Source organism: Microbacterium sp. EG9 (genome assembly GCF_059759475.1).
Genome location: NZ_CM186217.1, coordinates 1,996,194 through 2,010,883 on the forward strand (window position 1 = coordinate 1,996,194; position 14,690 = coordinate 2,010,883).

The window sequence follows — 14,690 nt, forward strand, 5'->3', positions numbered from 1 at the left end:
CCGGGGTCAGGCGGCCAGCGACAGATACGGCTCCCAGGCCGGCTCGGAGCGCTCGGTGCCGCGCACCGTCCACTGCGGGCCGCGGGGCGGCTGGGGCAGCCAGCGCAGCTCCCAGCCCATCTCCTGCGGGGTGCGGTCGCCCTTCATGTTGTTGCAGCGCAGGCACGCGGCCACGAGGTTCTCCCACGAGTCGGCGCCCCCGCGCGAGCGCGGCAGGACGTGATCGATCGTGGTCGCGCTCTTGCCGCAGTACGCGCAGCGGTGGGCGTCCCGACGCAGCACGCCGCGTCGGGTCACCGGCACGCGACGGGCCCCCGGCACGCGCACGTACCGTGTGAGCACGATCACCGCCGGACGGTCGCACGAGCCACGGATCCCCCACACGGGATTCCCGTCGATGCGCTCGATGACGGTCGCCTTCTCGTTCATCACGAGCACGAGGGCTCTCTTGAACGAGACGACGGCCAGGGGTTCGTATCCGGCGTTCAGCACCAGTGTGCGCATGCGCGTTCCTCTCGAACGGCCGTCGATGGCTTCGACGGCTCTCCGTTGTCGACGCGGCACGGACGGGGCGGCGCAGGCACGAAAAAAGGCGCTGTCATGAAGACAGCGCCTTGAACCCGCGACGAATGTCGCGGCAGTCGTGCACACGATGCCGAAGGACATAGCGGCCGAGCGCATTCACGGTTCGAATGCGAGGTCCTGTGTCCATGCGGCTCCCCCTCGGCTGTGCGAGCGTCGGGATCAGGCTAATGCACGCAGCGACGACGCGGGCGAATGGCAGATGAACGGATGCCGCGTGTCGGGCCCGGTCACCGGGCCGCGACACGCGGCATCCGTTCATGCGCGATCAGCGGACGTTCGCGACGAGGAAGTCCTCGGCGTTGGTCCACGACCCGTTCACGTAGATCTCCAGGTGCAGGTGCGTGCCGTAGGCACGACCGGTGTCGCCGACCTGGCCGATGATCTGGCCGGCCCGCACGGTGTCGCCGACGACGACACGACGGGTGCCGTAGGACATGTGCGCGTACAGCGACGTGACGGTGTTGCCGCCGATGTTGTGGGCGATCTTCACGTAGACGCCCCAGCCGGGGCCGTCCTCGGTCGATTCGACCACGACGCCGTCCGCGATCGCGTAGATCGGCGTGTAGCGGTCGACCATGTAGTCGGTGCCCTTGTGTCCCGCGTAGGGCTCGCCGAAGTTGTTGAAGAACGGCAGCGGGCGCACGACGGAGCCGGCGGGCGCGATGGTCTCGGCGAGCGAGCCGGAGTAGACCGAGGCGTCCGTGGACGCCGTGGATGCCGCCGCGATCCGCGCCGCGGCCGCGGCCTTCGCGGCATCCTCGTTCTTCTTGGTCTGGATCTCCTCCGGCGTGGTGGCCGAGTAGCTGTCGCGCGCGAGGGCCGCGGGCGTGGCCTCGGAGGCGATGACGAGCGACTGCGCGTTCTCGGCGGCCACCTGCTGCAGCGTGACGGCTTCCGCCGAGCCGGAGCTCGTGGCGGCGAACGCAGGCACGATGGCGACCGTCGCGATGAGGCCGCCGACGGCGGCGACCGTCACGAAGCTGCGCACGGGGTGACCCGTGCGGCGCGCACGTCGTGCCGGTGCGGGGGTCGCGGCGGCGTCTGCGCGGACGGCGGGAGCGGTGGATGCGGAGCGGGCGAGCGTGAAACGGCGCGCGCGGCTCCGGAGAGTGGGTGTCGTCGCTTCGGACTCGGGTTTCTCCTGCGACGGGTCGAACTGATCAGCCAATTGTCCTCCGGCGCCTCTGCAGTCCTCCCCGGGGGCAGGATGCTGGTTCGTCGGCACTCGGTGTCAGGGCACAGATGTACGGGCTTCACCGCGCGAACGACGAACCGATGAGGCAATCCGTGCGGAGGTCCGTGGCGGGCTTCTCGCCACGTGGACTTTTCGAGGCTAGCGGAAGGTAACGAATAAGTCACGCAGAGTTCTTCGTACGCAGGCCCTTCCCTGGCGATGCTCAGGCTTGCGGGACCGCGTCGACGAGGAAGATGTGCGAGGCGACCTCGACCGGCAGCTCGAGTCCGTCGGGCTTGCCGGCCATCTGGACGAGCACGTAGCCCTCGCTGAAACGGAACTCTCCGACCCCGCCGGGCACCACGCCCGCGTCGCGCAGCTGGTCGAGCAGCTCGGGGTCGACCTGCACCGGCTCCGCGAGTCGGCGCACGGTCCCGCTGACGGGCCCGCCGGTCTCGTTGAGCAGCCGCACCAGGCCGACGACCCCGTCGTGGAAGGTGCGCGCCGGCACGTCGCCCAGCTGGTCCAGCCCGGGGATCGGGTTGCCGTAGGGCGATTCGGTGGGGTGACCGAGCAGCTCGATGAGCCGGCGCTCGACCAGCTCGCTCATCACGTGCTCCCAGCGGCAGGCCTCTTCGTGGACGTAGGCCCAGTCCAGACCGATCACGTCGCTCAGCAGGCGCTCGGCGAGGCGGTGCTTGCGCATCACGTCCACCGCCTTCTGCCGGCCGGTGATGGTCAGCTCGAGCGAGCGGTCGTCGGAGACGACCACGAGGCCGTCGCGCTCCATGCGTCCCACCGTCTGCGACACCGTGGGCCCGGAGTGCCCGAGGCGCTCGGAGATGCGCGCACGCAGGGGGACGATGCCCTCCTCCTCGAGCTCGAGGATCGTACGCAGGTACATCTCGGTGGTGTCGATCAGATCGGTCATGTGGCAGGCCTCGGTGCGCGTTCGTGGGTGTACTGCCAGCCTATCCGTTTCTCACGGCGTCCCGGCGGGGCCGCCCCCGCGCTCACCCTAGAATCGGGAGCATGGCCCACGTCACGCTGCCCCGCGAGATCCTGCCCGCCGACGGTCGCTTCGGTTGCGGACCGTCCAAGATCCGCCCGGAGCAGCTGGCTGCCCTGGCCGGTCCCGGCTCGGTGCTCATGGGCACCTCGCACCGCCAGGCTCCGATCAAGAGCCTGGTCGGCCAGGTGCGGATGGGACTCAGCGACCTGCTGCGTCTGCCCGACGGCTACGAGATCATCGTCGGCAACGGCGGCTCCACCGCCTTCTGGGACGCCGCCGCGTTCGGCCTGATCGAACGCCGCGCGCAGAACCTCGTCTTCGGCGAGTTCGGCGGGAAGTTCGCCGCGGCCGCGGCGGCGCCGTGGCTCGAGGCGCCCGACGTCCGCAAGGCGGATGCCGGCACCCGCACGGTCGCCGAGGCCGTCGAGGGCGTGGACGTGTACGCGTGGCCCCACAACGAGACCTCCACCGGCGTCGCGGCGCCGATCGCTCGCGTCGCGGGCGATGACGGCGCGCTCACGGTGATCGACGCCACGAGCGCCGCGGGCGGCATCAACTTCGCGGTCTCGCAGACCGACGTCTACTACTTCGCGCCGCAGAAGAACCTCGGCTCCGACGGCGGGCTCTGGTTCGCCGCCGTCTCCCCCGCGGCGATCGAGCGGATCGAGCGCGTGGCGGCATCCGGTCGCTACATCCCCGAGTTCCTGAGCCTGAAGAACGCCCTGGACAACTCGCGACTGAACCAGACGCTCAACACGCCCGCCGTGGCGACGCTGATCCTGCTCGACAAGCAGCTCGAGTGGATCAACGGCAACGGCGGACTGGGCTGGGCCGCCGCGCGCACCGCCGAGTCGTCGAACGCGCTGTACGCGTGGGCCGAGGCCTCGCCCGTGGCGACGCCGTTCGTCGCCGACCCCGCCGACCGCTCGCCGGTCGTCGTCACGATCGACTTCGACGAGACCGTGGATGCCGCGGCCATCGCCGCGAGCCTGCGCGCCAACGGCATCGTCGACACCGAGCCGTACCGCAAGCTCGGCCGCAACCAACTGCGGATCGCCACCTTCGTCTCGATCGAGCCCGACGACGTGCGTCAGCTGATCAAGGCGATCGACTACACGATCGCGCACACGCACGGCTGAGTCCCGCCGGGGCGGCGCGTCACCCGTGGGGTGAGCGTCCGCGACGGGGGCGGGCCGGAGCGGCCTCAGTCCTCGTCGTCGTCCTCGTCGTCGTCGCTGTCATCGAGCACGTCGATGTCGACGCCGTCGACGTCTCCCGCGTGGAGGATCGGCGACCCGTCGTCGTCGAAGTCCGCGGCATCCAGATCGTCGACGTCGTCGAGCTCGTCGTCCAGCTCGTCGAGGTCGTCGTCGGACACGCCGTCCTCGTTCTCCGCGTCGTCCTCGGCGTCGGCACCGCGCTCGGCGGCCAGCGCCGCCTGTGCGGCCTGGTACTCGGCCAGTCGCACCGCCCACGGCACCCATTCGGGAGCCAGCAGCGCGCCCGCGCCCGGCAGCAGCTCAGCCTCCAGCACGGTGGGCTCGGCGTCCTCGACCACGGCGAGGCTCACCGTCCAGTACCAGCCCGGGTAGCCCTCCATCGTGTTGCCGAACCGCAACGACACGACGCCGCCGTCCTCGACGGTGTAGCCCGCGGGGGCGCCCACCGTGGCGGCGGGGGTGATCTCCGACAGCGCGGCGAGCGCCAGGTCGTGAGCCGCGAGCAGACGCTCGTCGGCGACGACGGGAGCCGAGCCCTCCGGCTCGGCCGCGCCGGAGTCGACGGACTCAGGCGTCGAGTTCATCGGCCACCTTGCGCAGGATCGCCGCGACCTTCTTGCCCTGACCCGCATTGGGGTAGTGGCCGTGGCGGAGATCGCCGCCGACCTTGTCGAGCAGCTTGACGAGGTCTTCGACCACGACGGCCATGTCGTCCGGCTTCATCCGGTTGCGCTTGGCGAGGCTCACGGGCGCGTCGAGCACCCGGACCGCGAGGGCCTGCAGCCCGCGCTTGCCGTCGGCCACACCGAAGTCCAGGCGCGTGCCGGCCTTGAGTCCCTCGGTGCCCGCGGGGAGGGCCGTGGCGTGCAGGAAGACGTCCTGGCCGTCATCGGTGGTGATGAAGCCGAACCCCTTCTCGTCGTCGTAGAACCTGACCTTGCCGGTGGGCATCGCACTGACCTCGCTCATCGGCGCCCGAACATGCGGACGCGGTGACATGGGGGCGTTCTGCCCCTGTCTCCAGCCTACGGCACCACCACGACTGCGGCGGGGACGCAGTAGGGTGATCCCGATGCCCTCTTCGTCCTCTCGCACTCCCGGCGCCGCCGACGATCTCCCGGTCCGGCGGATCGACCGCGTCCTCGCGTTCATGTCCCTGGGTCTGCTGCTGCTGTCGGTCGTCTGCTTCGTCGCGATCATGATCGGCTCGGCGACCGGCATGAAGCACGATGACTTCGGCCAGGGACTGTGGCCGCTCGTCGGCACCCTCGTCTACATCGCGCCCATCGTCGCCTTCGCGCTGCTGATGGCGGTGCTCATCATGACCTTCATCCGGAAGGCCCGGGTCGGCAAGGGCCGCTGACGTGACCGCCTCCGACGCGCGCGCACTCGCACAGCACCTGGTGCAGCGCGGCGACGACGCGCTGGCGAGCTTGCTCGCCGCCCGGCACATCGCCCCCACCGTCGGATGGAACGACGCCTTCGACGCGGCCGAGGCGCTCCTGGACCCCGCCTCCCTCGACCGCGCGCTCGTCGCGCTGACCGGCGACGAGGTGGACGCGCTCTCCGGCGACGGGCCGGTCCCGCCCGGCCCCGTGCGCGACACGCTCCACGAGCGCGCCCTGATCGACGCGGACGGGACCCCGTACACGGCGGTGCGCACCGCTTTGGAGACGATCCGCCGGCGCGGCGTCGCCACGGCATCCGGCGCCGTCGCCCCGCCCGCCGCCGAGGGGTCGGACGATGCCGGCGCCGCGGAGCGGGCCTTCGCCTCGCTCGGCTCGCTCGCCGACATCCTCCACGCCGCGCTCGCCCATCCCTTCGGGCGGATCGGCGCCGGCACGCTCGGCGCCGCCGACCGGCGCCGCCTCATCGAGGCCGGCATCGTCGACGACGCCGTCGCGGCCGACGAACTGGTCGTGATCGCCGAACGCACGGGGCTGCTGTCCGGGCAGGACAAGACGTGGCTGGTGACCCCGCGCGGAGCGCAGTGGCTGCACAGCGACACCCTCTCGCGCTGGGCGGAGGTCGCGGCGGCGCTGCTGGACGCGCTCCCGCGTGGTGTGCGCCGGCGCGGCGGCGGCTGGCTGCCGCCCTACGCCTGGGCGGCGGCGTACCCGTTCGACTCGGCGTGGTCGGAGCGCGCCGCCGCGCTGCGCGCGCTGCTCGGGCGATGGGCGCTCCTCGACGATGCCGGCCGCCCGACGAACTGGGCGCGCGACGTGTTCGCCGCGGCGGGCGACGACACCCCGGTGACCGGTGCGCTCGACCTCGACGCCCTGGCGGGGCTGCTCCCGGGCGAGGTCGATCGGGTCTACCTGCAGAACGACCTGACGGCCATCGCTCCCGGACCGCTCGCTCCCCACCTGGACATGCGGCTGCGCTCCGTCGCCCGCCGCGAATCGCACGCCCAGGCATCCACCTACCGGTTCACGCCGGAGACGATCGCCGACGCGCTCACCTCGGGCGAGAGCGCCGAGTCCCTGCGCGAGTTCCTCACGGAGCTCTCCCTCACCGGGCTCCCCCAGCCGCTGGCCTACGAGATCGAGCGGACGGCCCGCACCCACGGCACGATCCGCGTCGGCCCCGACAGCGAGGGCCGCACCCGTGTCACGAGCGACGACGACGCCCTGCTGCGCACGCTCGCCGTCGACCAGGCCCTGCGTCCCCTGGGCCTCGTGCCGGAGGGCGCCGACCTCGTGACCCGCAGCGGAGCCGACACGGCCTTCTGGATGATCGCCGACGCCCGCTACCCGGTGGTGGCCGTGGATGCCGGCGGACGGCGACGCCGCCTCGACCGCCATCGCCTCGCATCGGCGCCTCCCGCCGCCGCCCCGCGGGAGGAGACCTACGCCGTCCTGCTCTCCCGCCTGCGCGCCGCACCGTCGGAGGACGCCGACGCCGCGTGGCTCGGCCGTGAGCTCGACCAGGCCGTCCGCGCCCGCGCGACCATCGTGGTCGCGGTGCGCATGCCCGACGGCAGCGACCGCGAGTTCATCATCGAGGCCACCGGTCTCGGCGGCGGGCGCCTGCGCGGACTGGATCGTACGGTCGACGTGGAACGCACCCTCCCCGTCTCGAGCATCAGCGGCATCCGCCCCGCCTGAGCGGTCTGAGCGACCCCGCGGCATCCGCCGCCGGGACGACCGACCGGCACCCGCGCCGACGCCGGTAGACTGGGACGCTATGGCTGACGGCCCCCTCATCGTGCAAAGCGACCGCACCGTGCTGCTCGAAGTCGCGCACCCACAGGCGGAGACGGCGCGACACGAGCTCGCGATCTTCGCCGAGCTCGAGCGCGCACCCGAGCACATCCACACCTATCGCGTCACACGCTTGGGGCTGTGGAACGCGCGCGCGGCCGGCCACACGGCCGACGACATGCTGGCGACGCTCGATCGCTGGTCGCGCTTCCCCGTGCCCGCCTCGGTGTCGATCGACATCCGCGAGACCGTGAACCGCTACGGGCGGCTCGTCATCGAGCGGGATGCCGAGGGCGCGCTCGTGCTGCGCGGCACCGACCCCGCGGTGCTCGCCGAGGTCGGCAAGAACAAGCGCATCCAGCCACTGCTGGTCGGACGCCCGTCCCCCGACACGTACCTCATCGACGCGTGGGCACGGGGGCACATCAAGCAGGAGCTGCTGAAGATCGGCTGGCCGGCCGAGGACCACGCGGGCTACACGCCCGGGACGCCGCACGAGATCGACCTGCACGAGGACGGCTGGACCCTCCGCCCCTATCAGCGCCAGGCGGTCGACATCTTCAGCGAGGGCGGCTCCGGCGTCGTCGTGCTCCCCTGCGGCGCGGGCAAGACCCTCGTCGGCGCGGCCGCGATGGCCGAGACGAAGACCACCACCCTGATCCTCGTGACCAACACCGTCAGCGCCCGCCAGTGGCGCGACGAACTGCTCAAGCGCACGTCGCTCACGCCCGAGGAGATCGGCGAGTACTCCGGCCAGACCAAGGAGGTCAAGCCGGTCACGATCGCGACCTACCAGATCCTGACGGCGAAGCGGAAGGGCGAGTACGCCCACCTCGCGCTGCTCGACGCGCTCGACTGGGGACTCATCGTCTACGACGAGGTGCACCTGCTGCCCGCACCCGTGTTCAAGCTCACCGCCGATCTGCAGGCGCGCCGCCGCCTGGGCCTGACGGCGACGCTCGTGCGCGAGGACGGCCGCGAGGGCGACGTGTTCAGCCTCATCGGCCCCAAGCGCTTCGACGCGCCGTGGAAGGAGATCGAGGCCCAGGGCTTCATCTCCCCCGCCGTCTGCTACGAGGTCCGCGTGGACCTGCCGCCCTCCGACCGCCTCGAGTACGCCGCATCCGCCGATGACGAGCGCTACCGCCTGGCCGCCACCGCGCACGCCAAGATCGGCGTCGTGAAGGACCTCGTGGCCCGCCACAGCGGAGAGCAGATCCTGGTGATCGGGCAGTACCTCGACCAGATCGACGTTCTCGCCGAGGCGTTGGACGCCCCCAAGATCACCGGCGCGACGCCCGTCGACGAGCGCGAGGAGCTGTTCGCCGCATTCCGGGAGGGCCGCGTGCCCGTGCTGGTCGTCTCGAAGGTCGCGAACTTCTCGATCGATCTGCCCGACGCGTCGGTCGCGATCCAGGTGTCGGGATCCTTCGGCTCGCGCCAGGAGGAGGCGCAGCGTCTGGGCCGCCTGCTGCGTCCCAAGTCGAACGGGCACACCGCCAGCTTCTACACGCTCATCGCCCGCGACACCGTCGACCAGGACTTCGCCCAGAACCGGCAGCGCTTCCTCGCCGAGCAGGGGTACAGCTACACGATCCTGGATGCCGAGGGCATCGCCGCCGCGTAGCGCACCGCGATTCGACTCGTCGCTGCGCCCCTCGCTCAACGCCCGGAACCGCACCGCGTTTCGACTCGTCGCTGCGCTCCTCGCTCAACGCCCGGACGCCCCCGCGTTTCGACTCGTCGCTGCGCTCCTCGCTCAACGCCCGGACGCCCCCCACACCCCCGGTCGTTGAGCGAGCGGAGCGAGTCGAAACGCCCCGACGAGCGGGATGCTCACCACGCGGGAGCGGGCGGCGGCAGCAGCAGCGTCCGCGGCAGCGGTCGACGCACCAGCATCCACTCGACCACCGCGACGTAGCCGCCGATCAGCAGGAACGACCACAGGAAGCTGACGATGCCGGTCGTGCTCTCCGTCGGGCTCGATCCCGACGCGAGCGACAGCAGGAACGCCGTCAGGTTGTTCACCACGTGCAGCGCGATGGCAGCTTCCAGGCCCCCGGTGCGCCACGTGAGCCAGCCGGCGGCGACCGCGAACAGCCCCACGCCGATCTGGCCCAGCACGTCGTAGCCGTGGCCGAGGACGAACAGCGGCACGGGCAGCAGGATGGCGAACGCCGGATGCCGCAGCCATCGCCCGATGGCCTGCATGAGATATCCGCGGAAGATGTACTCCTCCGCGGCCGCCTGCACCGGCACGAGCAGCAGCACGACCACCGCGGTGATCGGCCAGGTCGGAGCCGGGCCGCCCGCGACCGGCTCCTCCATGCCGCCGGGGAGCAGGAACCCCACCGCGGTCAGCACGGCCGAGACGCCGACGGCGAGAGCGCCGCACAGCAGCATCCATCGCCAGCGCAGCCGGCCCGCGGCCGACGAGACGAGCCCGAGGCGCCGCCCGTTCACGATCAGCGACGCCAGGATGTAGGCCGGCAGCATCAGGGCGATCGTGCCGAGCAGGATCGCGACCATCAGCGGGTCGCCCATGTCGACGCCGCCCGACTGGCCCAGGCGCGCGAGGCTGTCCAGCCGCTCCGGGTCGCGGAACAGCGCGATGCCGACGACGACCATGGCGAACACGAGGAAGGCGACGTAGATCGCCAGGCCCAGGATGCCGGTGACCAGCGGCGTCCACCAGCCCGAGCGCCGCCGCGCGAAGATCAGCCGGTGGAAGGCGAGGCCGCCGACGAGGGCATCGCCCGGGAGAGCACGGGCCGGACGCGCGATCGGCGGCGTGACGGGCGGCATCGGTGGCGCGAACAGCGGTGATGACGGAGGGACGGGGACCTGCGGCGCGGGCGTCGTCATTCATCCATCTTCGCCGATATCCAGCAAAGGGAAGGGTTGCGATGCCAGGATGGGCCTATGACCGCACCGCGCATCCTCGTCGTGGACGACGAACCGAACATCCGGGACCTGCTGGTCACGAGCCTGAGGTTCGCCGGCTATCAGGTGCGCGCCGTCGCCAACGGCGCCCAGACCATCTCGGCCGTCCTCGAGGAGGAACCCGACCTCATCATCCTCGACGTCATGCTTCCCGACATGAACGGGTTCAGCGTCACCAAGCGTCTGCGGGGCGCGGGATACACCGCCCCGATCCTGTTCCTGACGGCGAAGGACGAGACCGAGGACAAGATCGAGGGGCTCAACGCCGGCGGCGACGACTACGTCACCAAGCCGTTCTCGCTGGACGAGATCGTCGCGCGTCTGCAGGCCATCCTGCGCCGTACGATGCAGGCCGACGAGGAGTCCACCATCCGTGCCGGTGAGCTCACGATGGACCAGGACACGCACGACGTGACCGTCGGCGACGTCTCCATCGATCTGTCGCCGACCGAGTTCAAGCTGCTGCGCTATCTGATGCTCAACCCGAACCGGGTGCTCAGCAAGGCGCAGATCCTCGATCACGTGTGGGAGTACGACTTCAACGGCGATGCCGGCATCGTCGAGAGCTACATCTCCTACCTGCGTCGCAAGATCGACCCGTACTCGTCGGAGCCGCTCATCCAGACCAAGCGCGGCTTCGGCTACATGCTGAAGGCCGGCAAGTCCTCCTGACCGCCCGCCCATGACGGTGGACGGGGTGTACGCGGCGCACGCGAAGAAGAACGATCGCCTGACGTCGTGGTGGCGCGGCATCAGCCTGCGCGCCAAGGTGACGGGCGTCACGGTCGCGGTGCTCACCGTGGGCCTGCTCGCGGCCGGTTTCGGAACGGCCGTCTTCCTCCGCAACGCCCAGATCGCCGAACGCGACCAGTCGATCAGCCAGACCGTCACGCTCGATCAGGCCAGCAGCCTGCTCAACGTCGAGGTGGTCGAGGGCGTCGCGCAGTTCGAGCCGGCCGACTACCCCCCGCTCACCTCGTTCTCCATCGCCGTCTACGGCCCGGACGGCACCCTGCTGGCCACCGGCGGGCCGGCCCAGAGCGACGGTCCGGTGTTTCCGGCGACCTTCGGTCTCGATCGGACGCTCATGCAGGGCACGGCACCGTTCGAGCTGTTCTCCGCCGACGGCGAGACGGTGTACCACGCCGCCGTGGACGTGCTGCAGATCCCGGGGGCGCGGGAGAACAACGTGCAGCTGCTCGCGCTGCCGCTGACTCCGGTCACCCAGACCGTGGCCAGCTTCGTCGGCATCTACAGCATCCTCGCCATCCTGACGATCCTCGCCAGCGCCCTGCTCACCCGGTGGCTCGTGACGCTCGCGTTCCGCAGTCTCGGACAGGTCGAGCAGACGGCCATGTCGATCGCACGCGGTGACTTCGGTCAGCGCATGGGCGACATCGCCCCGGGCACCGAGGTGGGCAAGCTCAAAACCGCCATCAATGCGATGCTCGACCGGGTCGACCACGCCCTCGGGCAGCGCGATGCGACCGTGCTGCAGATGCGACGCTTCATCGGCGATGCCAGCCACGAGCTGCGCACCCCGCTCGTGACCGTGCGCGGCTATGCGGAGCTGTACCGGATGGGGGCGATCTCGGGCGACGAGCAGACGGCGCAGTCCATGGAGCGCATCGAGAAGGAGGCGATCCGGATGGGCGGCCTCGTCGAGGACCTCCTCGCCCTCGCCCGCCTCGACGAGCGCCGCGACATCGTCGTCGCCCCCGTCGACCTGCGCCCGATCGCGCGCGACGCGGTGCTCGATGCCCGGGCGACCGCGCCGGAGCGGACGGTGTCGTTCCTGGACGACGCTCCCGCGCCGCGACTGCTGCGCCCCGCGTCCGCTCCCCCGACGAGCAGCTCGCCGACGCGGCGCCGTCCGCCGACGGCCGCGATCGGCGCGCTGCTGCGTCGGCGCCCGCGCCCGGGCGAAGAGACCGGCACGCCCGCGCCGGCGGAACGGCCTCCCGTTCTGGCGGCGAGGGAGCCCATCGTGCTCGGCGACGAGAACCGCATCCGCCAGGTGGTGGCGAACCTCTTGGGCAATGCCCGCCGCTACACGCCGGAGGGCTCGCCGGTGGAGCTGGCCGTGGGGGTCGACGAGCCGGCGGGCATGGGCTGGATCTCGGTCATCGACCACGGCGACGGCATCCCGCCCCAGCTCCGCGACAAGATCTTCCAGCGGTTCTGGCGCGCCGACACCTCCCGCACGCGCGAGACGGGAGGCTCGGGCCTCGGGCTCTCGATCGTCGCCTCCGTGGTCGAGGCGTTGCACGGATCCATCGTGGTCAGCGAGACGCCCGGCGGCGGCGCCACCTTCCGGGTGGCCTTCCCGCTGGCCCAGGCGCGGGATGCCGCCGAGCACCTGTTCATCGAGACCCAGCCGCTGCCGCGCCTCCACGCGGACTCCTGAGGGCGCCGCCTCCTCCCCGCACGGCTGGCGCCCGACGCCGTCCACGGGAGCGGTGCCCGCCCCGCGCGCGGCCACGCGCGCCCCGTAGCGTGGGGGCCCCGTCGAAAGGAGATCCCATGACCGCCTTCAGCGTCGATGCGGACGCCGTCCTCGCCGCCACCGGTGCGATCCGCGGCACCGCCGACCGGCTCCAGGCCGAGACCGCCGCGATGCTGGGTCAGCTCACCCAGCTCCAAGGCACCTGGACCGGTGGCGCCGCCGTCGCATTCCAGAGTCTCGTCGATCGCTGGCGCAGCGCGCAGACCGAGCTGGAGAGCGCCCTCACCGACATCGGGACCGCCCTCGGTCACGCGGGCGCGCAGTACGCGCAGACCGAGGTCGCGGCGGCGGGCCTGTTCCGCTGACGGCATCCGGGAACGCAGAAAGGCCCCTCCGAGGAGGGGCCTTTCCGATGAGGGTCGGACTCAGAAGTCCATGCCACCCGTGGGGTCACCGGCGGGCGCGGCAGCCTTCTCGGGCTTGTCGGCGACGACGACCTCGGTGGTGAGGAACAGACCCGCGATCGACGCGGCGTTCTGCAGCGCCGAGCGCGTGACCTTGGCCGGGTCGATGATGCCGGCGGCGAACATGTCGACGTACTCGCCGGTGGCCGCGTTCAGGCCCTGTCCGACGGGCAGCTCCGACACCTTGTTCGCGACGACACCGGGCTCGAGACCGGCGTTCAGCGCGATCTGCTTCAGCGGGGCCTCGATGGCGACCTTGACGATGTTCGCACCGGTGGCCTCGTCGCCTGTGAGCTCGAGCTTCTCGAACGCACGCTTGCCGGCCTGGATGAGCGCGACGCCACCACCGGGGACGATGCCCTCCTCGACGGCCGCCTTCGCGTTGCGGACGGCGTCCTCGATGCGGTGCTTGCGCTCCTTGAGCTCCACCTCGGTGGCCGCACCCGCCTTGATGACGGCGACGCCGCCGGCGAGCTTGGCGAGGCGCTCCTGCAGCTTCTCGCGGTCGTAGTCGCTGTCGGTGTTCTCGATCTCGCGCTTGATCTGGGTCACGCGACCCTCGATCTGCGCGGACTCGCCGGCACCCTCGACGATCGTGGTCTCGTCCTTGGTGACGATGACCTTGCGCGCCTTGCCGAGCAGGTCGGTGGTGGCGTTCTCGAGCTTGAGACCGACCTCCTCCGTGATGACCTGGCCACCGGTGAGGATCGCGATGTCCTGCAGCTGGGCCTTGCGACGGTCGCCGAAGCCGGGGGCCTTGACGGCGACCGACTTGAAGATGCCGCGGATCTTGTTGAGCACGAGGGTCGCGAGAGCCTCACCCTCGACGTCCTCCGCGATGATGACGAGCTCCTTGCCCTCCTGGATCACCTTGTCGACGATCGGCAGCAGGTCCTTGATGTTGGAGATCTTCTGGTTCGCGATGAGGATGTACGGGTCCTCGAACACCGCTTCCTGACGCTCCGGGTCGGTGACGAAGTAGGGGTTGATGTAGCCCTTGTCGAAGCGCATGCCCTCGGTGAGCTCGAGCTCGGTGCCGAAGGTGTTCGACTCCTCGACGGTGACGACACCCTCCTTGCCGACCTTGTCGATCGCCTCGGCGATCAGCGCGCCGATCTCGGGGTCGGCGGCGGAGATGGATGCCGTGGCGGCGATCTCCTCCTTGGTCTCGACCTCCTTCGCCGATGCGAGCAGCTCGTCGGAGAGAGCCTTGACGGCCTTCTCGATGCCCTTCTTGAGCGAGATGGGGTCGGCCCCGGCGGCGACGTTGCGCAGGCCCTCGCGAACGAGCGCCTGGGCGAGGACGGTCGCGGTGGTCGTGCCGTCACCGGCGACGTCGTCCGTCTTCTTGGCGACCTCCTTGACGAGCTCCGCGCCGATCTTCTCGTACGGGTCGTCGAGCTCGATCTCCTTGGCGATCGAGACGCCGTCGTTCGTGATCGTGGGGGCGCCCCACTTCTTCTCGAGCACGACGTTGCGACCGCGGGGGCCCAGGGTCACCTTGACGGCGTCGGCCAGGATGTTCAGGCCACGCTCGAGGCCGCGGCGGGCCTCCTCGTCGAAAGCGATGATCTTTGCCATAAGTGTGTCGTCCCTCCCGGACGTGAGGATGAGTCTTTAGCACTCGCGAGGATGGAGTGCTA

The 14,690-nt window shown here is 70.9% G+C and carries 14 protein-coding genes; 7 read left to right on the plus strand and 7 right to left on the minus strand.

Going from position 1 to position 14,690, the window contains the following annotated elements; all coding sequences use genetic code 11:
- Nucleotides 1-6: 6 nt before the first annotated feature.
- From AC6CQV_RS09410 to AC6CQV_RS09420, 3 genes are all read right to left on the minus strand, one after another.
- Nucleotides 7-504, minus strand: coding sequence for an HNH endonuclease (locus tag AC6CQV_RS09410; protein WP_101305872.1), 498 nt, complete (start codon nt 502-504; stop codon nt 7-9).
- A 346-nt stretch (nt 505-850) separates the two neighbouring features.
- Entirely contained in the window at nt 851-1,573 is a 723-nt protein-coding gene (locus AC6CQV_RS09415; RefSeq protein WP_240191212.1) for a M23 family metallopeptidase, read from the minus strand.
- Nucleotides 1,574-1,982: 409 nt separating this feature from the next.
- Nucleotides 1,983-2,690, minus strand: coding sequence for an iron-dependent transcriptional repressor DtxR (locus AC6CQV_RS09420; RefSeq protein WP_060959166.1), 708 nt, complete (start codon nt 2,688-2,690; stop codon nt 1,983-1,985).
- 101 nt (nt 2,691-2,791) lie between these two features.
- On the opposite strand from AC6CQV_RS09420, the gene serC reads away from it, so the two are divergent.
- On the plus strand, nt 2,792-3,910 hold the full coding sequence (serC, locus tag AC6CQV_RS09425) for a phosphoserine transaminase (RefSeq protein ID WP_492491095.1): 1,119 nt from the start codon (nt 2,792-2,794) through the stop codon (nt 3,908-3,910).
- A gap of 65 nt (nt 3,911-3,975) precedes the next feature.
- Here serC and AC6CQV_RS09430 read toward each other — a convergent pair whose 3' ends face one another.
- A complete protein-coding gene (locus AC6CQV_RS09430; protein ID WP_492491094.1) occupies nt 3,976-4,575 on the minus strand; it encodes a DUF3027 domain-containing protein in 600 nt (199 codons plus the stop codon).
- Nucleotides 4,559-4,942, minus strand: coding sequence for a cold-shock protein (locus AC6CQV_RS09435; RefSeq protein WP_060959180.1), 384 nt, complete (start codon nt 4,940-4,942; stop codon nt 4,559-4,561). The genes AC6CQV_RS09430 and AC6CQV_RS09435 overlap by 17 nt, the downstream gene beginning before the upstream one ends.
- Before the next feature lie 121 nt (nt 4,943-5,063).
- On the opposite strand from AC6CQV_RS09435, the gene AC6CQV_RS09440 reads away from it, so the two are divergent.
- From AC6CQV_RS09440 to AC6CQV_RS09450, 3 genes are all read left to right on the plus strand, one after another.
- Nucleotides 5,064-5,354, plus strand: a complete 291-nt coding sequence (locus AC6CQV_RS09440) for a hypothetical protein (protein WP_060959179.1) — start codon at nt 5,064-5,066, stop codon at nt 5,352-5,354.
- A gap of 1 nt (nt 5,355) precedes the next feature.
- Entirely contained in the window at nt 5,356-7,098 is a 1,743-nt protein-coding gene (locus tag AC6CQV_RS09445) for a helicase-associated domain-containing protein (protein ID WP_498259319.1), read from the plus strand.
- Between the two features lie 79 nt (nt 7,099-7,177).
- Nucleotides 7,178-8,821 (plus strand): DNA repair helicase XPB, encoded by a 1,644-nt coding sequence (locus tag AC6CQV_RS09450; protein ID WP_060959853.1) that lies wholly within the window; start codon nt 7,178-7,180, stop codon nt 8,819-8,821.
- A gap of 209 nt (nt 8,822-9,030) precedes the next feature.
- Here AC6CQV_RS09450 and AC6CQV_RS09455 read toward each other — a convergent pair whose 3' ends face one another.
- Complete coding sequence (locus AC6CQV_RS09455) at nt 9,031-10,059, minus strand: CPBP family intramembrane glutamic endopeptidase (RefSeq protein ID WP_498259320.1); 1,029 nt, start codon at nt 10,057-10,059, stop codon at nt 9,031-9,033.
- A 57-nt stretch (nt 10,060-10,116) separates the two neighbouring features.
- On the opposite strand from AC6CQV_RS09455, the gene AC6CQV_RS09460 reads away from it, so the two are divergent.
- The 3 genes from AC6CQV_RS09460 to AC6CQV_RS09470 all read left to right on the plus strand — a co-directional run bounded on the left by AC6CQV_RS09460 (nt 10,117) and on the right by AC6CQV_RS09470 (nt 12,948).
- On the plus strand, nt 10,117-10,809 hold the full coding sequence (locus tag AC6CQV_RS09460; RefSeq protein WP_060959854.1) for a response regulator transcription factor: 693 nt from the start codon (nt 10,117-10,119) through the stop codon (nt 10,807-10,809).
- Nucleotides 10,810-10,819: 10 nt separating this feature from the next.
- Nucleotides 10,820-12,544, plus strand: a complete 1,725-nt coding sequence (locus AC6CQV_RS09465; protein WP_061782273.1) for a sensor histidine kinase — start codon at nt 10,820-10,822, stop codon at nt 12,542-12,544.
- A gap of 116 nt (nt 12,545-12,660) precedes the next feature.
- A complete protein-coding gene (locus AC6CQV_RS09470; RefSeq protein ID WP_060959856.1) occupies nt 12,661-12,948 on the plus strand; it encodes a WXG100 family type VII secretion target in 288 nt (95 codons plus the stop codon).
- Between the two features lie 60 nt (nt 12,949-13,008).
- Here AC6CQV_RS09470 and groL read toward each other — a convergent pair whose 3' ends face one another.
- Nucleotides 13,009-14,628 (minus strand): chaperonin GroEL, encoded by a 1,620-nt coding sequence (gene groL, locus AC6CQV_RS09475; protein ID WP_005051072.1) that lies wholly within the window; start codon nt 14,626-14,628, stop codon nt 13,009-13,011.
- Nucleotides 14,629-14,690 lie beyond the last annotated feature (62 nt).